Consider the following 20642-nt stretch of genomic DNA (forward strand, 5'->3'; position numbering starts at 1 on the left):
TCCTCCCTGTGTTGTTGTTCGGACGGGCGCGTCAGCGCCCGTAGAGCCAGCGCGCCGGGACCGTGACGATCTCGGGCACGAAGATCAGCAGCAGCAGCACGGCGAGCTGTGCCAGCAGGAACGGCATGACGCCGCGAATGACCTTGTCCATCGGGATACGGCCGACGGCGCAGACGACGTTGAGCACCGTGCCGACCGGCGGGGTCAGCAGGCCGATGGCGTTGTTGATGATGAACATCACGCCGAAATAGACCGGGTCGATGCCGGCCTGCTTGACGATCGGCATCAGCACCGGCGTCAGGATCAGCACGGTCGGGATGAAGTCGAGCGCGGTGCCGACGATGACGACGAGGAACATCATCGCCAGCATCAGCAGCGTCTTGTATTCGATCAGCGGGCCGAGCAGGGCCGAAACCTGGCCTGGGATGTCGGCGATGGTGATCAGCCAGGCCGAGACCATCGCCGCCGCGACCAGGAACATCACCGCCGCCGAGGTCTTCAGCGCCGCGAGCAGAGCCGGGCGCAGATCGCCGAACTTCAGCTCGCGATATATGAAGCCGCCGACGAAGGCGGCATAGACCGCAGCGACCACCGCAGCCTCGGTCGGCGTGAAGACGCCGGCCTTCATGCCGCCGATGATCAGGACGGGCAGGCCCAGCGCCCAGAGCCCGTCGAGCACGGCCTGGCCGATCTCCCGCAGGCTCGCGCGCTTGACGCGGGCGGCCGGCTCGTCGCGGGCGACGATGTACCAGGTGAGGATCAGGGCGAGGCCCATCAGGATGCCGGGCACGACACCGGCCAGAAACAGCCGCGTGATCGAGACGCCCGCGGCGACGCCGAAGACGACGAAGCCGATCGAGGGCGGGATCACCGGCGCGATGATGCCGCCGGCCGAGATCAGCCCGGCAGCGCGCGGCAGGTTGTAGCCGGCTTGCTTCATCATCGGCAGCAGGATCGCCGCGAGCGCGGCGGTGTCGGCGACGGCCGAGCCGGAAATGCTCGCCATCACCAGGGCGGCCAGCACCGCGACATAGCCGAGGCCGCCACGGACATGGCCGATCAGTGTTACCGCCAGCGCGATGATCCGGCGCGACAGGCCGCCAGCGTTCATCAGCTCGCCGGCCAGCATGAAGAACGGCACCGCCATCAGCGGGAAGGAATCGGCGCCGCCGATCAGGTTCTGCGCCAGGATCTGCGAGTCGAAGGTGCCGAGCTGCAGCATCAGCGCGACGCCGCAGACCAGCAGCGCCATCGCGATCGGCATGCCGAGCATCATCGCGCCGATCAGCGACCCCAGGAAGATGAAGACGGTCATCAGCGCTTCTCCGCCGCCTGCTGGTTCTCGAAGGCGGTGAGCTCTTCCGATTCCGCCCCGACGACGAGCTCGTCATCCGGCATGCGGCCGGTCAGCAGCCGCATGAGCGCGATCAGGTTAAGCGCGCCGATGCCCATGCCGCCGACGAGGCCGGCGAGATAGGTCACGGCGACGGGCACGCCGGTGACCGGCTGGTGGTTCTCGATATTGATGACGCCCTGCTGCCAGCAACCGACGACCAGCATGCCCATGCAGAGCAGCGAGAGCGCCTCGACCGCCAGGCGGCTCCACCAGCGGCCATTGCGGCCGAGCATGGTGACGACGGTGGTCATGCCGAGATGCTGGCCGTCCTTCGCCACCAGGAAGGCGCCGCCGAAGGTCAGCCAGACGAAGATCAGCCGCGACAATTCCTCCGAGGAGATGATGCCGGAACTGAAGGCGTAGCGCAGCACGACATTGCCGAAGACCATGGCGATCATCACGACGAAGCCGGCGATCAGCACATCCTCGGTCAGGCGCAGGAGCAAGGCGCGGAGTTTCATCAGGCGGCTCCCTCGGCGGCGAGCCCGTACCAGCGCGCGGCGTTGTCATGGAACAGAGCGAGGCGTTCGGTCGCCGGCCGCTCGCGGACGGCGGCCTTGAACACGTCGAAGATCGTGCCGAACGAGGCACAGAGGCTATCGACCGGGAAATTGCTGGCGAAGGCGCAGCGCTCGGCGCCGAAGGCCGCAATCACGCCTGCGATCACCGGCGCCTGCAACTCAAGCGTCCAGGCCTGTCCGGGCACGCCGATGCCGGAGATCTTGGCGACCACATTGGGCTCGCGTGCCAGCCGGTCCAGCACCGCGCGCCAGGCGGCAAGACCCTCGGCACTGCGGTCGGCCGGCAGGCCGGCATGGTTCAGGATGATGGTGGTCTCGGGGAAATCGCGGGCGAGCTCGGCGGCTTCGTCCAGATGCCACCACGGCGTTTGCAGGTCGAAGCTGAGTCCCGCTTTCGCCAGCAGGGCATAGCCGTCACGCCATCTGACATCGCGCATCGAGCCAGGCGCGGCGAAGTCCGGGCGGTGATCCGCGCGGGCGACGGCCTTGGGCTTGTGTCGGACGCTGCGGACCAGGGGCATGTCGCGATAAGCCGCGACGACCTCACCGACATCGTCGCGGTCGAGCCAGATCTGGCCGATCGCGGCATTCGGCAGGCCATGCTCGCGCGCGACCTCGGAAGCCCAGCGCATCTCGCCGATCGGATCGCGCGGGTCCCATTCGCCTTCCATCAGCACGCTGCCGACGATGAGGTGCCCGGCGATGGCTTGTTGGTAGTCGGCCGGCATGAAGTCGCGCTTGATCGCGCTGTAGTCGCCATAGCGAAAGGCGACCGGGTGGTCGCTCAGCCAGGGGTGATAATTGCGGGCAAGATCGAAGAAGTGGTGGTGGGCGTCGATGATCGGCAGATCGTCATCGACGCCGGAGGCGAGGAAGCGATCGCGCTGGTCGGAGCTTGCCACCATGGCTCAGCTCCGCTGCGCTGGAAGGCAGGTGTGGTTCGGGCCGTGCCCGGCCGGTCCGGTGCTCGCGCCCGTCATCCTGCCTCCCGATCGTTTCCTCAGCGGTTGCCCGCCTGCGATTAGTTCTGTCTGAGTGTTGTATGCTGCATACAGAATGTTGCCGCAAAGTCAAAGCGCGCCGGGGTTGAACAGCGCGTCCTGCTCGCGGCGCAGGCGAACCAGCGTCGTGCTCTCGTCGAGTGCGATGTCGGCGCAGGTGACGACGGCGCCGCGCGCCACCTTGCGTACAACCGGTCGGCCGGCAGTGAGGTAGTAGGGGACGGGCTCGCTCGGCCCGAGCGGGCGGGCGGGTGTCAATTGCGGCTCCAGCCCTTCGATGACGTGGCGATAGCCCATCGTCAGCGTCTCGCCGGGCTTGAGATCGCGGCTTGCCCGCGCCGTCAGGTCGACGCGCGGCAGCACCTCGGCGCCGCCGGTCGACTGGCCGAGCAGTGCGGCCGAGAGCGCCGACATCGGCGCTTCCGCCCCGAGCAGGTGCACGGGATTGTGCAGCAGGACATAGCGGCCATCCGGCGAGCACGGGATGCCTTTGCCGGCAAAGAGCTTGCCGGTCGCGAGATCAGGCGTCTCGGCGATGACGAAGACGCCGCCGGCGAAGGAGAGCTCGTCCGGCCGACGCAGACAGTTGAACATGTCGACCCGGCCCGTGCCGGCGAGCAGTCCGCCCTCGGACGCAGGGCGGAACAGGCTCGGCAGTTCGGTCGTGCGCGCGATCGGTGCATGCATCGCAGCCACGTCAGGCATCAGCCCGGTATGGTTGGCGACGATCCCCATCTCGCAGAGATCGGGTACGGTAGCGCGCGGGAAGGGCAGCTTGGCGCGGGTGTCGAGCAGGCTGAGCGGGTCGCTGCCGAGCTTGCCGAAAGCCGCGGCGAAATCGGCTGCCGGCACGGCCTTTTCCCAGGCGGTGACGGTGCCGGCCTCGGGGTCCCAGACGAAATCGGATTCGGACGACTTGCCAGCGGCGACGATCGGCAGGCCGAGCAGGCGGGCCCAGCCGATCAGGCCGATCAGCAGGCTCGGCTGGTCGCCGTCGACCGGGGTATGCACGACGCCGTTCTGCCTGGCGCGATGGGCCAGGATCGGGCCGATGATGCACTCGGCCTCCTTGGTCACCATGACGAGATGGCGCCCGGCCTCGATCGCCGCGAGCGCGGTCATCGCCGCCCCTTCCGGATCGCCGGTCGCCTCGACGACGACATCGACGGGCAGCCCTTCGAGATGGGCAGCATCGCCGATCAGCGCGACCAGCCCGCGCCCGAGCGCGGCCTTGGCCTCGGCGGCACTATGGCAATCGACGATCTCGGTCTCGCTCAGGCCGCCGGCAAGCGCCGCCTTGCGGGCGCGGCCGATATCGAGATCGCAGACGACGCGCGGCTCGATATGCGGCGCGCGCCGGGCCTGGCCGATGAAGCTCGCGCCGAACTCGCCGGCGCCGACCAGCGCAGCGGAGATCACGCGATCGGGCGCGCTGGGCTTCAGCGCGAACAGGTTCTCGATGTTCACTGGAGTCGCTTTCGTTTGGACAGGGCAGGGCGGCGGTCGTCAGACCGGCAGGCCTTCGATGACGTAGATGCGGGCGGGGGCGCCGTCGGCATTCGGGATCAGCAGCGGCGCCGCCGAGAACAGGTTGCGCGGCGCCTCAAGCTTGCTGGTGTTGACGACGTATTCGATCAGCGTGACGCCATGGCTGAGCAGGACGTGGTGCGTCACATGCTCGGGCTTGGGCACCTCCTTGCCTTCGAGCAGGAGGCGGATCGGGTAGTCCTGCGGGAAATCAAAGGCGACGGCTGTCGGCTTGCGCTCCGCCAGCCATTGCGCGGCCTCCAGCGTCAGCCAGGGCGCTTCGGTCCAGAAGCTCTTGTCGTTGTAATCGCGCCGGTCGTTCCACTGGGTCGCCAGCAGCAGGATCTCGCCGTCAGCGCCGCCGGGATCGGCAGCGGCGAGGTGCTCGGGGCCGATCGGCTCATTGGCCGGGCGCCCGCTGAGGTCGAGCACGCGGCAGGGCCCGACGACTTGGCTGAGCGGCGTCGCTTCGATCGTCGGCGCGCCGGCGACGAAATGGGCGGGTGCGTCGACATGCGAGAAGCCGTGGCAGGGGCCGTTGATCTTCGAGACCCTGAACTGGTCGCCCGCCGCGATGTCGCCCTTGATCGAAAGCTCCACCGGCCAGCGGAAATGCGGCGCGATCGGCATGGAGAGGTCGACGATGTGCATGGCGCTGTCCGGATTGCGGAAAGGATGCCGGCTATCCGGCGGCTCCGTTCTAGGGGGCTGAATTCTTGCATGCAAGAATTTTTCGACAGCGGGCTGGCGGCGCGATATACAGGAGCCATGGATAGTCCGGCCGACACGACCCCGCTCGCAGCGCTTCTCGCTCAGGTTCCGCAACCCGAACCGGGCCGGCGCAAGGGCGCTCTGCATGGCAGCACGGTCGCGAAGCTGCGCAACCTGATCGTCACCGGCGCGCTGGCGCCCGGCGCCAAGCTGAACGAGCGCGAGCTCTGCCTGCAGCTCGGCGTCTCGCGCACTCCGGTGCGCGAAGCGATCAAGACTTTGACCCAGGATGGCCTGCTGCGTGCGCTGCCTAACAAATCGTCAGTGGTTGCCGAGCTCGATGTCGGCGAAATCGAGGCGTTGATCGACGTCGTTTCGACGATCGAGGGGCTGGCTGGAGAGCTCGCGGCCGCGCGCGCCACCGACGAGGCCGTCGCCGAGATCGGCATGCTGCACTACCGGATGATGCTGCATCACACCCGCGACGAGCTGCCCGGCTATTTCGAGGCGAACAAGGCCTTCCATCGCCGCATCATCGAGCTCGCGGGCAACCCCGTGCTGCTCTGGATCTGGGAATTGCTGGCGCTCCGGGTCGACCGGGCCCGCTATTCCTCGAATCTCTGGCCGAAGCGCTGGAAGATGGCGATCCAGGAGCATGAGCAGATCCTGGCGGCGCTCACCGCTGGCGATGCCGCATTGGCGAGCCAGCGTCTGCGCGAGCATGTCCGCAATGGACTGTCCGGGCTCGTCGCGGCGCTGAAAGAGAGGGGAGAGGCGGGAGCCTAGATGAAGGGAGCGGGGAACCCTTCTCCCGTGTGGGAGAAGGGCAGGGATGAGGGCCTGCCCCAACCGTATAAGGCGCCGTCGTCCCGCTTCGCCCTAACTACCGGCGGCGGTCCCTCACCCCTACCCCTCTCCCACCCGGGAGAGGGGATCCCGCGGATGTCCAATCTGTCGTTGCCTATGCGAGAGTAGCGTCTCGTCAGTGCGCCTGCCCAACCTCCGGCAGCATCTTCAGCACAGCGATCGCGTCGAGCTCGCTATGGCCCTGCGCGACCAGCATCCGGTAGAGCGTCGTCGCCTGGGCGACCATGGGCATGGCGAGATGCTGCTCGCGCCCGGCTTCCATCAGCATCTCCAGGTCTTTCAGCACCTGCCGGGCATAGCCCTTCGGCGCGAAATCGCGCGCGACCATGCGCGGCATCATCGCCTGCAGCACCGCCGAGTTGCCGAGGCCGGGCGCCAGCGCCGCCGGGATCTTGTCGGCGTCGACGCCATAGGCTTCCGCGAGCCGCAGCGATTCCGCCACGACGACATAATTGGTCAGGCACAGCGCCTGGTTGACCAGTTTGGTCGCCTGGCCGGCGCCGACCGCGCCCATATGGGTGAAGAGGCCGAGGCTCTCGGCCAGCGGCCGTACCGCCTCGATCGCCTCCGGCGCACCGCCAGCCATGATCGCGAGCTTGCCGGCTTCGGCTGCCGGCGGGCCGCCTGAGACGGGCGCGTCGATGAAGCCGATGCCGGCTTGCGCCAGCTTCGCCGCGAGCGCCTTGGTCACGGCGATCTCGGTGGTCGAGAAGTCGATGACGACCGCGCCGGGCCGCGTCTTGGCAGAGAGGATGCCGCCTTCGCCTGTTACCACCGCCTGCACCGCCTTGGTGGTGGTCACGGCGATGCAGACGGGATTGGCGCGCTCGGCCACCTCCGCCGGGGAGGCGGCAAGCGCGACGCCGAGCGCCTCGGCTTCAGCCCGCCGGGCCGGATCGAGATCGTAGCCGATGACGCTGCGACCCGTCGCGATCAGGCGCTTGCAGAAGCCCGCGCCCATCAGCCCGAGGCCGATGAAGCCGATGGTCTCGCTCATTTGCCCTGCCAGTTCGGCGTGCGCTTGCCGAGGAAGGCTTCCATGCCCTCGCGGAAATCGGCGCTGGTGTAGCAGAGGGTGACGAGGTCATCGCCGTCGACATCGGCGCTTGCCGCCACTGTCAGCCGGCGCAGCGCCTCCTTGGTGGCGCGCATGGTCAATGGCGCGTGGCCGCGGATCGTCTCGGCCAACTCTTTCACCCGCGCCATCAGGGCGGCATGGTCGGCGACGAGCTCGTTATAAAGGCCGATGCGATGGCCTTCATCTGCCTCGACCAGCCTTGCGGTGAAGATGATGTCCTTGACGCGGGCCGGGCCGAGCAGGCTGGCGAGGCGGGCATAGTTCGCCATCGACAGGCAGTTGCCGAGCGTGCGCGCCACCGGGAAGCCGAAGCGGGCCGATTGCGTCGCGATCCGGAGGTCGCAGGCGCAGGCGATCGCCGCGCCGCCGCCGGTGACCGCGCCAGCGATCGCCGCGATGGTCGGCACCGGGCAGCTCTCGATCGTGGTGATCACCCGCTCGATCCGGTTCTCATAGGCGAGGGCGTCCTCCGCCGTCTTGAACTGGCGGAACTGGGAGATGTCGGTGCCGGCGGCGAAGGCCTTCTCGCCGGCGCCGGTGACGACGAACACCTTCGGTGCGCCGTGCTTTTCGGGATTGCCGAGGATTTCGGCCAGCCCCTCATACATGGCGAAGGTCAAGGCGTTGCGCGCCTGCGGCCGGTTGAGCGTGACCGTGCCGACGCCATCGGCGACGTCGTAGAGAATCTCGTCGTTCATCGGATGCCTTTCAGATCGCGCCTTCGGCCTTGAGGCCGGCAATGGCCGCCTCGTCGAAGCCGAGCTCGGTGAGGATTTCGAGGTTGTGGTCGCCGGCGTCCGGCGTCGGCGTCGCGATGCTGGAGGGCGTGCGCGACAGGCTGACGGGCTGGCCGACGACGCGGATGTCGCCGATCGCGGGGTGATTGACCGGCTGCGCGATACCGAGGTGCTGCACCTGCGGATCGTCGAAGACGGCATCGACCGCATAGATCGGCCCGGCCGGCACCGAAGCCTTCTCGCAGGCGTCGAGCCAGTAGGCGCTGTCCTGCGTCGACATGATCTCCTCGAGCAGCACGCGCAGCTCCGGCCGCGCCGCGAAGCGCTTCTCCATATTGTCATAGCGCGGATCGGTCGCGAGCTCGGGCCGGCCAATCGCGCCGCAGAAGGAGCGCCAGTGCCCCTCGGCGCCGACGCCGAGATTGATGTGGCCGTCGCGGGTCGCGTAGACGCCCATCGGCGTCGCATAGGGATGGTCGTTGCCGGCCTGCGGCGGCACCTTGCCCTCGACCAGATAGCGCGCGACCTGGAAGTCCATCATGCCGATCTGCGCTTCGAGCAGCGAAGTCTGGACCCACTGTCCCTTGCCGGAGACAGCGCGCTCCTGCAGCGCGACCAGCGCCCCGATCGCGCCATAGAGCCCGGCAGCGGAATCGGCTACGGCGATGCCGGCGCGCACCGGACCCTGGCCGGGCAGGCCCGTGACCGACATCATCCCGCCCATGCCTTGGGCGATCTGGTCGAAGCCGGCGCGCAACCGGTACGGCCCGCTCTGGCCGAAGCCGGAGATCGAGACCAGGATCAGGCGCGGATTGAGGGCGTGCAGCGTCTCGAAATCGAGGCCAAGCCGCTCCTTCACATCCGGCCGGAAGTTCTCGACCAGGAGGTCGGCATCGGCGATCAGCTTGCGCAGGATCGCCTTGGCCGGTTCCTTCTTCAGGTTGAGAGTCAGCGAGCGCTTGTTCCGGTGCAGGTTCTGCATGTCATAGCCATGCCGCGGTCCGCTCATGTTCTCGTTGGGGTCGACACCCGGCGGGCTTTCGATCTTGATCACGTCGGCGCCGAAGTCGGCGAAGATGCGGGCGCAGGTCGGTCCGGCGCGCACGCGCGTCAAATCGAGCACGCGCAGGCGTTCGAGGGCGGTGGACGGCGTCGGACGGGGCATGGTGATCCGGATGCGTGACAAGGGCGCCGACTATCCCGTCATCGTTCGGGGGCGTCAATCTAAAGCATCATCTTGCATGCAAGATTGAGGGGCGACCCATGCGCCAGCAGGACAACGGCAGCATGCAAGCAGGGGAACGCCGGCGTTGACGTCCAGTGGAAAGCCCTGCGAGCTTGTCGGAGAGCGTCGGCAGCGGACGCGCGGATGCGGGAGGACAACGATGACGGTGGTCGCACTGTTCGGTGCCGGCGGCAAGATGGGCATGCGGCTCGGCCGCAATCTCGCCCGCTCGCGCTTCGAGACGCGCCATGTCGAGATCAGCCCGGCCGGCCAGGACCGCATCCGCGAAGCCTTCGGTGCGGCCTGCATCGAGCCGGATACCGCGATCGCGGGGGCGGATGTCGTGATCCTGGCGGTGCCGGATACCGCCGTTGGCGCTGTCGCGGCCGGCCTCGTGCCGAAGCTGGCAGCCGGGACGATCGTCGTCATCCTCGACGCCGCGGCGCCTCATGCCGGCCATCTGCCCGAGCGAGCCGACATCACCTATTTCGTCACCCATCCCTGCCATCCGCCGATCTTCAACGATGAAACGGAGGAGGCGGCGCGCGCCGACCATTTCGGTGGCATCGCGGCGAAGCAGCACATCGTCAATGCGCTGATGCAGGGGCCGGAGGCGCACTACGCTGTTGGCGAGGAGGTCGCGCGGGCGATCTGGGCGCCGGTGATGCGCTCGCACCGCGTCACCGTCGAGCAGATGGCGATTCTCGAGCCGGGCCTCTCCGAAACCGTCTGTGCCACATTGCTCGACGCGATGCGCGAGGCGATGGAGGAGGCGATCGCCCGCGGCGTGCCGCGCGAGGCGGCGCGCGACTTCCTTCTTGGGCACATGAACATCCTGGCAGCGGTGACCTTCGGCGAGGTCCAGGGCGTGTTCTCCGACGCCTGCAACAAGGCGATCGTCTTCGGCAAGGAGACGATCCTCCGGCCGGACTGGAAGCGCCTGTTCGAGCCGGACGAGATCGCCGACAGCGTCCGGCGCATCACCTGAAGGTTGTGCCGAGGCTTCGACCGATTTCGAAGCCATGTTATGGCTGCTTCGCCGGCTGGGTCGGCACGCCTTTGGAGACTTGAGATGAGCGCGATCAGCCAGAAGCCCGGCACCACGGTCGATGATGCAACCCAGCTGCGTGCGATCGTCGGCGAGGAATCCCTGGTCGTGCAGAAGAAAGTGCTCGACCGGCTCGACAGGTTCTGCCGCGACTTCATTGCGCTTTCGCCCTTTCTCGTGCTGGCCACCGCCGACCGCGAGGGCGGGGTCGATGCCAGTCCGCGTGGCGACGGGCCGGGCTTCGTCGAGGTGCTCGACGAGCGGACGCTGCTGATCCCGGATCGCCGCGGCAACAACCGGATCGATTCCTTCCGCAACGTGCTGAGTTCGCCGGGCGTCGGCCTGGTCTTCTTCGTGCCGGGGATCACCGAGACCCTGCGCGTCAATGGCAGAGCGCGGATGACGACCGACGCCGCGCTGCTGGAGCCGATGGCCATGCAGGAGAAGGCGCCGAAGCTCGGCCTGATCGTCGAGGTCGACGAGGCCTATTTCCATTGCGGCAAGGCATTGCTCCGCTCGAAGCTCTGGGCGCAGGAGGCGCAGGTCGAGCGCTCCAGCTTCCCGACTCTTGGCCGCATCGTCGCCGAGCAGACCAGGGCGGTCGACGCCGCCGAGGCCGACGCCAATCTGGAAGAGGCCTATCGCACGCGGCTCTACTGAGCGCGCGCGGCATCGGAGGGCTGCCCTTGTCGAAGGCTGACCAGTCCCTGCCGGCGACGCGCTTCAGCTTCCGGCTCGACTTTACGCCGGGCGGACGCCTCGGCCCCGGCAAGGTGCAGCTGCTGGAGGCGATCGGTGAGACCGGCTCGATCTCCGCCGCCGGCCGTTCGATGAAGATGTCCTATCGCCGTGCTTGGCTCCTGGTAGACGATCTCAATCGCATCTTTCGCTCGCCACTGGTCGAGGCCCAGCCCGGCGGAGCAAAGGGCGGCGGCGCGCATCTGACGCCGCTCGGTCGCGAGATCGTCGCGAATTATCGCGCCATCGAGGCGAAGGCGCTGGGGGCAGGGGCGGCGGAGATCGCTGCGCTGCGTGCGGCAGTCTCGCCGAAGGCTCCAGTGCGCGAGCCCAGCGAGAAGGCCTGAGCGCCTAGGGCGTATCGATCGAGACGCTCTTGATCACCGCATAGACCGGGCTGCCGGGCTTCAGCTGCAATTGCTCGACCGATTTCACGGTGAGGCGGGCGAGCAGGCCGGCGCCATTGCAATCGAGCCTCACTTCCAGCGCCCCGCCATCGCCATACCGGGCGCCGAGCGCCGAGACCGTTCCGGGCAGGACGTTGAGCGCGCTGATCCCGTCGAGCGGCTTCAAGCTGAGCATCACGTCGCTGGCGAGGATGCGCACGCGCAGCGCCGCCCCTTCCGGCACTTTGCGGCGCGCGATCTGCAATGGCCCGGCTGCGGTCTCCAGGATCGTCAGGCCGTGCTCCGGCTCGTGGCGCAGCACGCGCGCGTCGAGGATGGCGCCGGCCTCCGCCGAGGCGGAGAGGATCGGCACGTCGGGGCGGGACATCAATTCGGCGGTCGGGCCGCTCATTGAGACCTTGCCCTGGTCGAGGATGACGAGATGTGTCGCCAGCCGCGCCACCTCCGCGATCGAATGCGAGACATAGATGATCGGAATGCCGAAGCCGTCGCGCAGGCGCTCGATATAGGGCTGGATCTCGGCCTTGCGCTCCTCGTCGAGCGAGGCGAGCGGTTCGTCCATCAGCAGGAGACGTGGCTTGGCGAGCAGAGCGCGGCCGATCGCGACGCGCTGCTTCTCGCCGCCGGAAAGCGCGCCCGGCTGCCGTTGCAGGAGGTGGCCGATGCCGAGCAAATCGAGCACGTCGTCGAGCTTGCTGCCGCCATCCTCCGCTTTCGGCGCGAACCAGCGGCCATAAAGCAGGTTCTGCCTGACGGAGAGATGCGGGAAGAGCCGCGCCTCCTGGAAGACATAGCCGATGCGGCGCTTGTGCTTGGGCACGAAGATGCCGGCGGCGCTGTCGAGCATCACCCGCCCGTCGATGACGACGCGGCCTGCCTGCGGCCGGATCAGGCCGGAGATGACGTTGACCAGCGAGGTCTTGCCCGAGCCGGAGCGGCCGAACAGCGCCGTCAGCCGCCCGTCCGAAGCGAATTCGGCATCGAGCGAAAAGGCGCCCAGCCGGTGCGCCACGGAAACCTCGATGACCGCGCTCATTCGACGGCGATCCGCCGGCCGACCAGCCGCGCCAGGAATTCCGAGGCGAACAGCGCCGCGACGGAGATCGTGATCGAGATCAGAGTCAGCCGCATCGCCCCGGCATCGCCGTTGGGCACCTGCGTGAAGGTGTAGATCGCCGAGGGCAGGGTCTGCGTCTCGCCGGGGATGTTGGAGACGAAGGTGATGGTCGCGCCGAACTCGCCCATTGCCTTGGCGAAGCACAGGATCATGCCGGCGAGGATGCCGGGTAGAGCGAGCGGCAGCGTCACCGTCAGGAAGACCCAGAACGGGCCGGCGCCGAGCGTTCCCGCCGCATCCTCGAGCTTGCGGTCGATCGCCTCGATCGAGAGCCGGATCGCGCGGACCATCAGCGGAAAGCCCATCACGGCGCAGGCCAGCGCCGCGCCCGTCCAGCGAAAGGAGAGGACGATGCCGAACCAGTCATAGAGGAACTGGCCGATCGGTCCGCGCCGGCCGAAGCCGATCAGCAGCAGATAGCCGGTGACGACCGGCGGCAGGATCAGCGGCAGGTGGATGACGGCGTCGAGCAGCGACTTGCCCCAGAAGCGCCCGCGCGCCAGCAGCCAGGCCACGGCGAGCCCCAGAGGGAGGCTCGCCAGCATGGCTGTGGTGGCGACGATCAGGCTGAGGCGGACGGCCGTCCATTCCTCCGGCGTCAGCCAGTCGCTCACGGGCAATTCCTCACGGAATCCTCTGCGAAACTGGACGAGGCGCAGGAAACCCCTCCCCCTTGTGGGGAGGGGCAGGGGTGGGGGGCGCAAAGCCGGGACGATCGGCGGAACGAGATAGCGCTATCGCTGCTGCCGAGCCCCATTTCTGCCGCCAGTCACCAAGCGGCACCGCCCCCATCTCCAACCCTTCCCCACAAGGGGGAAGGGAGGAGCCCAGGCGACCGGCCTTTTGCGGAGGAGGTCTCACGAAGAAGAGGCGGGCTTGTTCAGGACCGTAAAGCCCTGTTTCTCGAAGCTGGCCTTGGCGCCGTTGCCGCGCAGATAGGTCAGGAAGCCCTGTGCGTCAGGATTCGTGGAATCCTTGGTGATCGCGACCGGGTAGATGATCGGCGGATGGGTATCCTCCGGGAAGGTCGCGATCACCTTGACCTTCGGATCGGCGGCGGCGTCGGTGGTGTAGACGATGCCGAGCGGCGCCTCGCCGCGCGAGACCAGGAGCAAGGCGGCGCGGACATTGTCGGCCTGAGCCACCTTGTCCTTCACCTTGTCCCAGCCGCCGAGCTTCTCCAGCGCCGCCTTGCCGTATTTGCCGGCCGGAACCGAATCGACATTGCCCATGGCGAGCCGGCCCTGGCCGAGCGCGGCAGAGAGGTCGACGCCCGGTGCAAGCGTCGCGGTGGTCTTGGCATCGGACGGCGCGATCAGCGCGATCCGGTTGGCGAGCAGGCTGACTCGGCTGTCCTTGACGATCAGGTTCTTCTGCTGGGCGTAGTCCATCCAGTCGAGATCGGCCGAGAGGAAGAGATCCGCCGGCGCGCCCTGCTCGAGCTGCTTCGCCAGTGCGTTGCTCGCCGCATAGGAGATCTTCGGCGCCGGCTTGCCGCTTTCCTTGACCCAGTTGGCCGCTGCCTCGTCGAGCGCGTTCTTCAGGCTCGCGGCGGCGAAGATCACCAGTTCCTTGCTCTGGGCGAGGGCCGGGCCGGTGAAGGAGGCGACGCCGATCAGCAGTGCGGCGGTGAAGCCCAGGAAACCGGAGCACACGTTTCGGCGGTTCGATGGCATAGGGCGATCCTCGCTGCGGTTGCTGTCGCTATGTGCAGCCGAATATAACGGTGAGTGACCAAAGGTCGAGTCCGCCTGATGCGGTCTCGCGAGGATGTCAGGTCGAGGAGACCAGCATGAAGATTTCTGCCCGCAACCAGCTCAAGGGCACCATCATCGAGATCGTGAAGGGCGCGACCACCGCTCATGTGAAGCTCGATGTCGGCGGCGCCATCGTCACTTCGGCCATCACCAATGCCGCGGTCGACGAGCTCAGGCTCGCCGTCGGGCAGAAGGCCTACGCCGTCGTGAAGGCCTCCGATGTGATGATCGCGATCGACTGATCGTTGCGCGGCCGCTGCCGGCCGCGCTAGCCTTCCGCGCAAAGAAAAAGGCCCACGCCGGAGCGCAGGCCCAAGTCTAGGGAGGAAACGCCCAAGGAGGGCGCCGCAACATCTCTGCTGCGGTGCACAGGAGATAGGGCGCTCCGGCTTGGCCTGCAAGGGGGAAGGGGCAGCAAGGCTGACCTTAATTTGGGCAGAGTGCGATTTTTCGCGCCGTTTGCGCGAAAATGGAGGCTGTAACCAGATGCCTGAGACGAAACGACGCGGGGCGAACGTTTGCCGAAATGGATTTTCGGCGCTGCTTATCGCTCTGACGATGAGCCCGGGTGGGACTGCCGGCGCCCAGGTTCCGCCGTCGCCGGCTGAGATCTCCGCCTATGACGGGCTGCATCTGGCGGCCTATCGCGGCGATCTTCCGGCCCTCCGGCAAGCGGTTGCGGCTGGGCGCGGCCTTGAAGTCCGCGACGGCCAGGGTCGCACCGCGCTGCATGTCGCGACTCACGCCCGCCAGCGCGAGGCGATGCGCGAGCTAGCGAAGGCGGGCGCCGATGCGCGTGCGCTCGACGGCCGCGCCTATGACGCGATCACTATCGCGGCGGTCGCCGACGATATCGAGACCATGCGCACCGCGCTCGCCATCGGCGGCGATCCGCGCGCAATCACCAGCCCCTATCTCGGCACGGCGCTGATCGCGGCGGCTCATCTCGGCCATGACGGCGTGGTGCGCGACCTGATCGCCGCCGGCGCGCCGCTCGACCATGTCAACAATCTCGGCTGGACCGCCCTGATCGAGGCGGTGATCCTTGGGAATGGCGGGCCGCGCCATGTCGAGACGGTACGGGCGCTGGTCGCGGCCGGCGCACGCCGCGACCTCGCCGATCGCGAGGGGACCACGCCGCTCGAACACGCGCGCCGCCGCGGCTATGCGGCGATGGTCGCGCTGCTGCAGTAGTCAGGCGGGGAAGTCCGGCGCCGGCAGGCTTGCGACCAGCGCGCTGAGCCCGTCGCTGTAGCGCTGGCGCAGATCGGCCCAATAGGGGTGATGGCTGTCATATTTGGCGAGGTGCCGGGTCGAGAAGCTGTCGGCCTCGTAGCGCAAGAGGTCGATCGGCGGCGCGACCGAGAGGTTCGAGCGCACCGTCGCATCGAAGGAAAGCAGCGCGAGCTTGGCGGCTTCGTCGAGCCCGCTCGCCTCCTGCAGCGCCCGGTCGAGGATGGGCTTGCCGTATTTGGTCTCGCCGAGCTGGAGGAACTGCGTGCGCCCGGAGGCTTCGACGAAATTGCCGGCCGAATAGACCTGGAAGAGCCGGTGCGGCTCGCCGGCGATCTGTCCAGCGACCAGAAACGAGCCGTTCGGGTCGCCATAGGGCTCGACGAAGGCGCGGTTGGCGCGCACGACCTCGCGCAGGACGCCGCCGACGATCTGCGCGACATCGAACATGGTGCGCGCCGCCAGGATGTCGCGGTTCTCCGCCCCGGTCGAAAGATCCTGCTTATGCTTGGTGTATTGCCGGATCATGGTGATCACGGCCTGCGTCGTCGCCAGGTTTCCCGCCGAGAGGATTGCGATCACACGCTCGCCCGGCACCTCGAACAGCGCGAGCTTCTTGACGACCGCGATCTGGTCGACCCCTGCGCTGGAGCGGGAATCGGAGGCGAGGACCAGGCCCGACGGCAGCAGAATCCCGAGGCAATAGGTCATGGGCGGCTCCCCAGCACGGGCGCAGCATGCGTAGCAGCGGCGACTTTGCCAAGCTCTCCTCGACGCGATTGCGGCACGTTCGGGCGAATGCCAAGGTCGCCTCGACCAGGCCGTGGCGGAGTTCGGGCATGCGCAATCTGTCGGACATTGTCGCTTCCGTTCACGACAACATGGCCGAGCATATCGGCGCCGGCAAGGTCGCCGACTACATTCCGGCGCTGTCGCGGGTCGATCCGCGCCGTTTCGGCCTCGCCATCGTCACCTGCAACGGTGAACGTGCGCAGGTCGGCGATGCCGACGTCCCGTTCTCGATCCAGAGCATCTCCAAGGTCTTCACCCTGACGCTGGCGCTGGAGCGGGTCGGCGCCCGGCTCTGGCACAGGGTCGGTCGCGAGCCTTCCGGCTCGCCCTTCAACTCGATCGTCCAGCTCGAGCAGGAGCGCGGCGTGCCGCGCAACCCGTTCATCAATGCCGGCGCGCTCGTCGTTACCGATGCGCTGCTGACCGGACGGACGCCGAAGAAGACGGCCGCCGAGATCCTCGCCTTCCTGCGCAAGTGCTCGGGCGACCGTACGGTTGCGATCGACAAGGAGGTCGCGGGCTCGGAGGCGCAGACCGGTTTCCGCAATGCCAGCCTCGCCAATTTCATCCGCGCCTTCGGCAATCTGAAGAACCCGGTCGCCGAGGTCCTGGACGTCTATTTCCATCAATGCGCATTGAGCTTGAGCTGCGCCCAGCTCGCCCGCGCCGGCCTGTTCCTCGCCGGCGACGGCGTCGATCCGTTGACCGGTGACATGATCTGCCGCCCGGCGCGGGCCCGCCGCGTCAAGGCGCTGATGATGACCTGTGGCCACTACGATGCCTCCGGCGAGTTCGCCTTCAAGGTCGGGCTGCCCGGCAAGAGCGGCGTCGGCGGCGGCATCCTCGCCATCGTGCCGAAGCAGGCGGCGATCGCGGTCTGGTCGCCCGGTCTCAACGCCGCCGGCACCTCGCATGTCGGCGCGCTGGCGCTCGAGCGTCTTGTCGAGCGCACCGGCTGGTCGGTGTTCTAGCGCGCATTCCGTTCGACCGGCACGGTCGAACGATCAGAATTCGCGTCAGATCATGCTGGTCAGCCCTTGGCAGGCCCGGTCGCGATGGGGCGATCGCTCGCGCCCCATTCGGACCAGGAGCCGTCATAGACGGCACGGGTCGACTTGCCGATCGATTCCAGTGCCGTCGACAGGATCACGGCGGAGACGCCGGAGCCGCAGGTGGTCATCAGCGGCCGGTCGAGATCGACGCCGGCGCTCTTGAAGGCGGCGACGATCTCTCCAGGCGACCTGAGCTTGCCGTCCGCCACGAGCGCCGAAGACGGCACGTTGAGCGAGCCAGGGATATGGCCGGAACGCAGGCCGGCGCGTGGCTCCGGCGCCTCGCCCCGGAAGCGATCGGCGGCGCGCGCATCTATCACCTGGGCTGAATTGGTCTCGATGGCGCGCGCGATGTCGCCGGCGTCGGCAACGGCTGAATGGTCGAGCCTGGCGGTGAAGCTGCGCGGTGCGCGTGGTCGCGGTGCGCCGTCCTCGACCGGCCGGCCTTCTGCCAGCCATTGCGGCATGCCGCCTTCGAGGATCACCACGTCCTTGGCGCCGAAGGTCTGGAAGGTCCAGCGCACGCGCGGCGCCGAGAACAGGCCGAGGCCGTCATAGACGACGATGCGCATGCCGTCTCCGATACCCATGGCGCCGACTGCGGCGGCAAAGGCATCCGGCCGCGGCAGCATGTGCGGCAGGTTCGAATCCTTGTCCTTCACCACGTCGATGTCGAAGCGCACCGCGCCGGGTATGCGCTGCTGCGCATATTCGGCGTTGGCGTCGCGCTTCTGGGCCGGCAGGTAGTACGAGCCCTCGACCACGACGATGTCGGGCGCGTCGAGCCGCTCGGCCAGCCATTGTGTGGAGACGAAGATGTCGTTGCGGGCCATGCGCGCTTCCTCGAAAGAGTCTGTTCTCAGGATGTTATGAGGGAAACTTCACGCGAGTGCGATGCGCACGCGCCTGTTCTGCTTGCCCTTCTTCTCGATATCGGTGACGGCGACCGCGCCGATCTCCGAGGTGTTGCGGACATGCGTGCCGCCGCAGGGCTGCAGGTCGATGCCCTCGATCGAGACCAGCCGGACCCGGCCGGAGCCGCGCGGCGGCTTGACCGACATGGTCTTGACCAGGCCGGGATTGGCGTCGAGCTCCTCGTCGGTAATCCAGCGCTCGTTGATCGCGGCGTTCTTCGCCACCAGCGCGTTGAGCTTCTCGGTCAGCTCGGCCTTGTCGAGCCCGCCCTCGGGGATGTCGAAATCGAGCCGCCCGTCGCCATCGCCGATCGCGCCGCCGGTGACGGGATAGGGCAGGACGACGCTGAGCAGATGCAGCGCCGTATGGATGCGCATGCGCTTCAGCCGGCGCTCCCAATCGAGCTTCGCCGTCACCTTGTCGCCGATGGCGGGCGCCGTTTGGCCTTCGAGCGGGACATGCAGGATGCGGCTCTTGTCCTCGGGATTGTAGATCGCGGCGCCGATAGCGATTTCGGAGCCGTCGCTGCGGACGAGGACGCCGGAATCGCCCGGCTGGCCGCCTCCGGTGGCGTAGAATACGGTCCGGTCGAGCTCGATGCCGCCGCGCTCGTTGATCGCAACGACGGTCGCGGGAGTCTCTGCGAGGTAGGCATCATCTCGGAATAGCAATTCGGTCGGCATCGCGATCTCCTTCATTCCGTCAGCTTATCGCAGGCGGGGGCGAGCTGGAAAAGCCGGTGGAGGCCAAGAGGCTCCCTCATCGGCAGGGCTTCCGCTGTGGGCCTCTCATCACTACGGTCCGGTACAGGACTGCCGTGGCATGGAGGCCCGACTGCAACATGACCATGCCGCGCATCGAGCCGCAGGATGGCGTCGCCTGGGTGACGGGGGCGAGCTCCGGCATCGGCGCGGCCGTGGCTCTGGAGTTGGCGCGGCGCGGCTGGACGGTCGCGGCGACGGCGCGCCGGCTCGACAAGCTCGAAACGCTGGCTCTGAGCGCGGATGGTTTGCCGGGCCGGATTGTCGCCCATTGCGGCGATGTCGCCGATCCGATGGCGATGGCGGCTGTGGTCGAGGGCATCGAGAGCGTGCATGGGCCGATCGCGCTCGCCTTCCTCAATGCCGGCATCGCCCCGCGTAATGGGCCGGGCCTGGTCGATGTCGCCGCCTTCGAGCAGATCTTCGCAGTCAATCTGATCGGCGTCGTACGCGGCACGGCGGCTGTCGCCGAGCGGATGGCGGCGCGGGGCAAAGGCCAGATCGCGGTCAACGCCTCACTGGCGGGCTATCGCGGGCTGCCAGGCGCAGCTGCTTACGGCGCTTCGAAAGCGGCCGCGATCCATCTTTGCGAGGCGCTGCGCTTCGATTGCGAGCGGCAGGGCATCCGCTTGCAATTGGTCAATCCCGGCTTCGTCGACACCGCGATGACCCAGCGCAACAGCTTCCCGATGCCATTCATGGTGTCGCTCGAAGAGGCCGCGGCGCGCATCGTCGACGGCTTTGCCCGCGGCGGCTTCGAGATCACCTTCCCACGTCGCCTTGCCTGGCTGATGAAGGGCATGCGGCTCTTACCTTACCCGGCCTATTTCTGGGCGATGCGCAAGCTTGCCGGCGAGCATCGCGGCGGCCGGCGCGACGGGGCGGTGTAGCCGGAGAAGACTCTTTGCCCAACAGCTTGGAAGATTGAGTTCAGATGCAGGATTAGGCTGAGCGGAACCGCGCTTCGAGCCAGTTCACGCCGAATGCGGCGATCGCTGCCGCATCGACCAGCACGGATGGGGCAGCGCCGATCAGGCCTTGCCGGCCTTGTCCGCCAGCCAGGAACTCGGTCACGACCTCGGCAAAATAATCCTCGGCCAGCCCGTCGACGATCGGATCGCCGGTGTCGAACTCCTCGATCATGCGCCATTGCGTGCCGGCCGGCGTCGCCAGCGGAACCTCGATCCGCCGAATGCGCTTGCCGGGGATGTCGGCCAGATGCTCGGCATGGTGCAGCAGGGTAAGCGTGTCGAGCGGTGCGCCGAGCATCAGCACCTTGCCGCCGGCGGCGACGAGCCTGGCCAGCGGCGAGCCCTCGCCATAGCCATAGTCGAGCGGATGATCGGCGGTGAACCACTCTGCCTTCGCCCCGAGCGCCACGACAGAGGCGCCGGGATTGCCGCTGCGCAGTGCGCCGGGAGTCGTGCGCAGGAACTCGGGCAGCACGCCATTGTCGCGAATCGCGCGCGAGCGCTTCGGATCGAAGGGCGGGATGTGCTCGCGCCATTCAAGCGGCACGCGCCCGCCCTCGTCGACCAGGTCCTCGTAGCGCGCTTCCCAATCGGCATAGGCGAGCACCGTGCCGCTCGGGCCGACGGCGTCGCACAGGGCAGCGATGATGGTGTCGGGGCCGTCGAGCAGGCGGCCGGCCTTGCTGACCGCTGCGTGGATCATGACGGCGTCGCCGGGAGCGAGGCCGAGGGCGGCGAGATCAGCGGCGACCGAGGCGCGCGTGACGAAGGAGGCGGGGAGCATGGCA

23 protein-coding genes are annotated in these 20642 nt (G+C 67.8%); 8 read left to right on the top strand and 15 right to left on the bottom strand.

Going from position 1 to position 20642, the window contains the following annotated elements:
* Window positions 1–31 precede the first annotated feature (31 nt).
* From ACQKLX_RS11680 to ACQKLX_RS11700, 5 genes are all read right to left on the bottom strand, one after another.
* Complete coding sequence (locus tag ACQKLX_RS11680) at window positions 32–1315, bottom strand: TRAP transporter large permease subunit (RefSeq protein ID WP_427361747.1); 1284 nt, start codon at window positions 1313–1315, stop codon at window positions 32–34.
* Window positions 1315–1857 (bottom strand): TRAP transporter small permease, encoded by a 543-nt coding sequence (locus ACQKLX_RS11685; protein WP_427361748.1) that lies wholly within the window; start codon window positions 1855–1857, stop codon window positions 1315–1317. The genes ACQKLX_RS11680 and ACQKLX_RS11685 overlap by 1 nt, the downstream gene beginning before the upstream one ends.
* Entirely contained in the window at window positions 1857–2822 is a 966-nt protein-coding gene (locus ACQKLX_RS11690; protein ID WP_427361749.1) for an amidohydrolase family protein, read from the bottom strand. The genes ACQKLX_RS11685 and ACQKLX_RS11690 overlap by 1 nt, the downstream gene beginning before the upstream one ends.
* 165 nt (window positions 2823–2987) lie before the next feature.
* Window positions 2988–4385: a flagellar biosynthesis protein FlgA gene (locus ACQKLX_RS11695; RefSeq protein WP_427361750.1), complete on the bottom strand. Its 1398-nt coding sequence runs from the start codon at window positions 4383–4385 to the stop codon at window positions 2988–2990.
* A gap of 39 nt (window positions 4386–4424) precedes the next feature.
* Window positions 4425–5096: a cyclase family protein gene (locus tag ACQKLX_RS11700; protein ID WP_427361751.1), complete on the bottom strand. Its 672-nt coding sequence runs from the start codon at window positions 5094–5096 to the stop codon at window positions 4425–4427.
* A gap of 117 nt (window positions 5097–5213) precedes the next feature.
* Here ACQKLX_RS11700 and ACQKLX_RS11705 point away from each other — a divergent pair, with 117 nt between their 5' ends.
* A complete protein-coding gene (locus ACQKLX_RS11705) occupies window positions 5214–5942 on the top strand; it encodes a GntR family transcriptional regulator (protein ID WP_427361752.1) in 729 nt (242 codons plus the stop codon).
* 196 nt (window positions 5943–6138) lie between these two features.
* On the opposite strand, the gene ACQKLX_RS11710 is transcribed toward ACQKLX_RS11705, so the two are convergent.
* From ACQKLX_RS11710 to ACQKLX_RS11720, 3 genes are read right to left on the bottom strand one after another with little or no spacing between them, the layout of a single operon-like run.
* Complete coding sequence (locus ACQKLX_RS11710; protein ID WP_427361753.1) at window positions 6139–7020, bottom strand: NAD(P)-dependent oxidoreductase; 882 nt, start codon at window positions 7018–7020, stop codon at window positions 6139–6141.
* Window positions 7017–7799 carry an enoyl-CoA hydratase/isomerase family protein gene (locus tag ACQKLX_RS11715; RefSeq protein WP_427361754.1) on the bottom strand — a complete coding sequence of 261 codons (783 nt, stop codon included), beginning with the start codon at window positions 7797–7799 and terminating at the stop codon, window positions 7017–7019. Before ACQKLX_RS11715 ends, ACQKLX_RS11710 begins: the two co-directional genes overlap by 4 nt.
* A 10-nt stretch (window positions 7800–7809) precedes the next feature.
* Window positions 7810–9003, bottom strand: coding sequence for a CaiB/BaiF CoA transferase family protein (locus ACQKLX_RS11720; protein ID WP_427361915.1), 1194 nt, complete (start codon window positions 9001–9003; stop codon window positions 7810–7812).
* A 220-nt stretch (window positions 9004–9223) separates the two neighbouring features.
* On the opposite strand from ACQKLX_RS11720, the gene ACQKLX_RS11725 reads away from it, so the two are divergent.
* From ACQKLX_RS11725 to ACQKLX_RS11735, 3 genes are all read left to right on the top strand, one after another.
* Window positions 9224–10051 (top strand): phosphogluconate dehydrogenase C-terminal domain-containing protein, encoded by an 828-nt coding sequence (locus ACQKLX_RS11725; RefSeq protein ID WP_427361755.1) that lies wholly within the window; start codon window positions 9224–9226, stop codon window positions 10049–10051.
* 84 nt (window positions 10052–10135) lie between these two features.
* Entirely contained in the window at window positions 10136–10771 is a 636-nt protein-coding gene (locus ACQKLX_RS11730) for a pyridoxamine 5'-phosphate oxidase family protein (RefSeq protein ID WP_427361756.1), read from the top strand.
* A 26-nt stretch (window positions 10772–10797) separates the two neighbouring features.
* Complete coding sequence (locus tag ACQKLX_RS11735; RefSeq protein ID WP_427361757.1) at window positions 10798–11196, top strand: winged helix-turn-helix domain-containing protein; 399 nt, start codon at window positions 10798–10800, stop codon at window positions 11194–11196.
* A 4-nt stretch (window positions 11197–11200) separates the two neighbouring features.
* On the opposite strand, the gene modC is transcribed toward ACQKLX_RS11735, so the two are convergent.
* The 3 genes from modC to modA form a co-directional block, all read right to left on the bottom strand.
* Complete coding sequence (gene modC, locus ACQKLX_RS11740; RefSeq protein WP_427361758.1) at window positions 11201–12292, bottom strand: molybdenum ABC transporter ATP-binding protein; 1092 nt, start codon at window positions 12290–12292, stop codon at window positions 11201–11203.
* Entirely contained in the window at window positions 12289–12987 is a 699-nt protein-coding gene (gene modB, locus ACQKLX_RS11745) for a molybdate ABC transporter permease subunit (protein WP_427361759.1), read from the bottom strand. Before modB ends, modC begins: the two co-directional genes overlap by 4 nt.
* A 243-nt stretch (window positions 12988–13230) precedes the next feature.
* On the bottom strand, window positions 13231–14049 hold the full coding sequence (gene modA / locus ACQKLX_RS11750; protein WP_427361760.1) for a molybdate ABC transporter substrate-binding protein: 819 nt from the start codon (window positions 14047–14049) through the stop codon (window positions 13231–13233).
* A gap of 116 nt (window positions 14050–14165) precedes the next feature.
* Between modA and ACQKLX_RS11755 the strand changes: the two genes are divergently transcribed.
* The gene (locus tag ACQKLX_RS11755; protein ID WP_427361761.1) at window positions 14166–14372 is read left to right on the top strand and encodes a TOBE domain-containing protein; all 207 of its coding nucleotides are present in this window, start codon (window positions 14166–14168) and stop codon (window positions 14370–14372) included.
* Between the two features lie 316 nt (window positions 14373–14688).
* Entirely contained in the window at window positions 14689–15324 is a 636-nt protein-coding gene (locus tag ACQKLX_RS11760) for an ankyrin repeat domain-containing protein (RefSeq protein WP_427361762.1), read from the top strand.
* On the opposite strand, the gene ACQKLX_RS11765 is transcribed toward ACQKLX_RS11760, so the two are convergent.
* On the bottom strand, window positions 15325–16074 hold the full coding sequence (locus tag ACQKLX_RS11765) for a proteasome-type protease (RefSeq protein WP_427361763.1): 750 nt from the start codon (window positions 16072–16074) through the stop codon (window positions 15325–15327). It abuts the gene before it with no gap.
* A 128-nt stretch (window positions 16075–16202) separates the two neighbouring features.
* On the opposite strand from ACQKLX_RS11765, the gene ACQKLX_RS11770 reads away from it, so the two are divergent.
* Window positions 16203–17126, top strand: coding sequence for a glutaminase (locus ACQKLX_RS11770; RefSeq protein ID WP_427361764.1), 924 nt, complete (start codon window positions 16203–16205; stop codon window positions 17124–17126).
* Window positions 17127–17185: 59 nt separating this feature from the next.
* Here ACQKLX_RS11770 and sseA read toward each other — a convergent pair whose 3' ends face one another.
* Window positions 17186–18040: a 3-mercaptopyruvate sulfurtransferase gene (gene sseA, locus ACQKLX_RS11775; RefSeq protein WP_427361765.1), complete on the bottom strand. Its 855-nt coding sequence runs from the start codon at window positions 18038–18040 to the stop codon at window positions 17186–17188.
* Between the two features lie 48 nt (window positions 18041–18088).
* The gene (locus tag ACQKLX_RS11780) at window positions 18089–18805 is read right to left on the bottom strand and encodes an alanyl-tRNA editing protein (protein WP_427361766.1); all 717 of its coding nucleotides are present in this window, start codon (window positions 18803–18805) and stop codon (window positions 18089–18091) included.
* Between the two features lie 158 nt (window positions 18806–18963).
* Here ACQKLX_RS11780 and ACQKLX_RS11785 point away from each other — a divergent pair, with 158 nt between their 5' ends.
* On the top strand, window positions 18964–19773 hold the full coding sequence (locus ACQKLX_RS11785) for an SDR family NAD(P)-dependent oxidoreductase (protein WP_427361767.1): 810 nt from the start codon (window positions 18964–18966) through the stop codon (window positions 19771–19773).
* 52 nt (window positions 19774–19825) lie between these two features.
* Here the strand turns inward: ACQKLX_RS11785 and aac(3) are convergent, their stop codons facing one another.
* The gene (aac(3), locus tag ACQKLX_RS11790) at window positions 19826–20638 is read right to left on the bottom strand and encodes an aminoglycoside 3-N-acetyltransferase (protein WP_427361768.1); all 813 of its coding nucleotides are present in this window, start codon (window positions 20636–20638) and stop codon (window positions 19826–19828) included.
* Between the last annotated feature and the right edge of the window lie 4 nt (window positions 20639–20642).

The sequence above is a fragment of the Allobosea sp. NPDC003192 genome, assembly GCF_050275675.1.
In the GTDB taxonomy this organism is placed as follows: domain Bacteria; phylum Pseudomonadota; class Alphaproteobacteria; order Rhizobiales; family Beijerinckiaceae; genus Allobosea.

Coding starts and splice junctions, on each gene's coding strand:
- ACQKLX_RS11680 (WP_427361747.1), bottom strand. CDS start 1,315: ATGACCGTCTTCATCTTCCTGGGGTCGCTGATCGGCGCGATGATGCTC.
- ACQKLX_RS11685 (WP_427361748.1), bottom strand. CDS start 1,857: ATGAAACTCCGCGCCTTGCTCCTGCGCCTGACCGAGGATGTGCTGATC.
- ACQKLX_RS11690 (WP_427361749.1), bottom strand. CDS start 2,822: ATGGTGGCAAGCTCCGACCAGCGCGATCGCTTCCTCGCCTCCGGCGTC.
- ACQKLX_RS11700 (WP_427361751.1), bottom strand. CDS start 5,096: ATGCACATCGTCGACCTCTCCATGCCGATCGCGCCGCATTTCCGCTGG.
- ACQKLX_RS11705 (WP_427361752.1), top strand. CDS start 5,214: ATGGATAGTCCGGCCGACACGACCCCGCTCGCAGCGCTTCTCGCTCAG.
- ACQKLX_RS11710 (WP_427361753.1), bottom strand. CDS start 7,020: ATGAGCGAGACCATCGGCTTCATCGGCCTCGGGCTGATGGGCGCGGGC.
- ACQKLX_RS11715 (WP_427361754.1), bottom strand. CDS start 7,799: ATGAACGACGAGATTCTCTACGACGTCGCCGATGGCGTCGGCACGGTC.
- ACQKLX_RS11720 (WP_427361915.1), bottom strand. CDS start 9,003: ATGCCCCGTCCGACGCCGTCCACCGCCCTCGAACGCCTGCGCGTGCTC.
- ACQKLX_RS11725 (WP_427361755.1), top strand. CDS start 9,224: ATGACGGTGGTCGCACTGTTCGGTGCCGGCGGCAAGATGGGCATGCGG.
- ACQKLX_RS11730 (WP_427361756.1), top strand. CDS start 10,136: ATGAGCGCGATCAGCCAGAAGCCCGGCACCACGGTCGATGATGCAACC.
- modC (WP_427361758.1), bottom strand. CDS start 12,292: ATGAGCGCGGTCATCGAGGTTTCCGTGGCGCACCGGCTGGGCGCCTTT.
- modA (WP_427361760.1), bottom strand. CDS start 14,049: ATGCCATCGAACCGCCGAAACGTGTGCTCCGGTTTCCTGGGCTTCACC.
- ACQKLX_RS11755 (WP_427361761.1), top strand. CDS start 14,166: ATGAAGATTTCTGCCCGCAACCAGCTCAAGGGCACCATCATCGAGATC.
- ACQKLX_RS11760 (WP_427361762.1), top strand. CDS start 14,689: ATGAGCCCGGGTGGGACTGCCGGCGCCCAGGTTCCGCCGTCGCCGGCT.
- ACQKLX_RS11765 (WP_427361763.1), bottom strand. CDS start 16,074: ATGACCTATTGCCTCGGGATTCTGCTGCCGTCGGGCCTGGTCCTCGCC.
- ACQKLX_RS11770 (WP_427361764.1), top strand. CDS start 16,203: ATGCGCAATCTGTCGGACATTGTCGCTTCCGTTCACGACAACATGGCC.
- sseA (WP_427361765.1), bottom strand. CDS start 18,040: ATGGCCCGCAACGACATCTTCGTCTCCACACAATGGCTGGCCGAGCGG.
- ACQKLX_RS11780 (WP_427361766.1), bottom strand. CDS start 18,805: ATGCCGACCGAATTGCTATTCCGAGATGATGCCTACCTCGCAGAGACT.
- ACQKLX_RS11785 (WP_427361767.1), top strand. CDS start 18,964: ATGACCATGCCGCGCATCGAGCCGCAGGATGGCGTCGCCTGGGTGACG.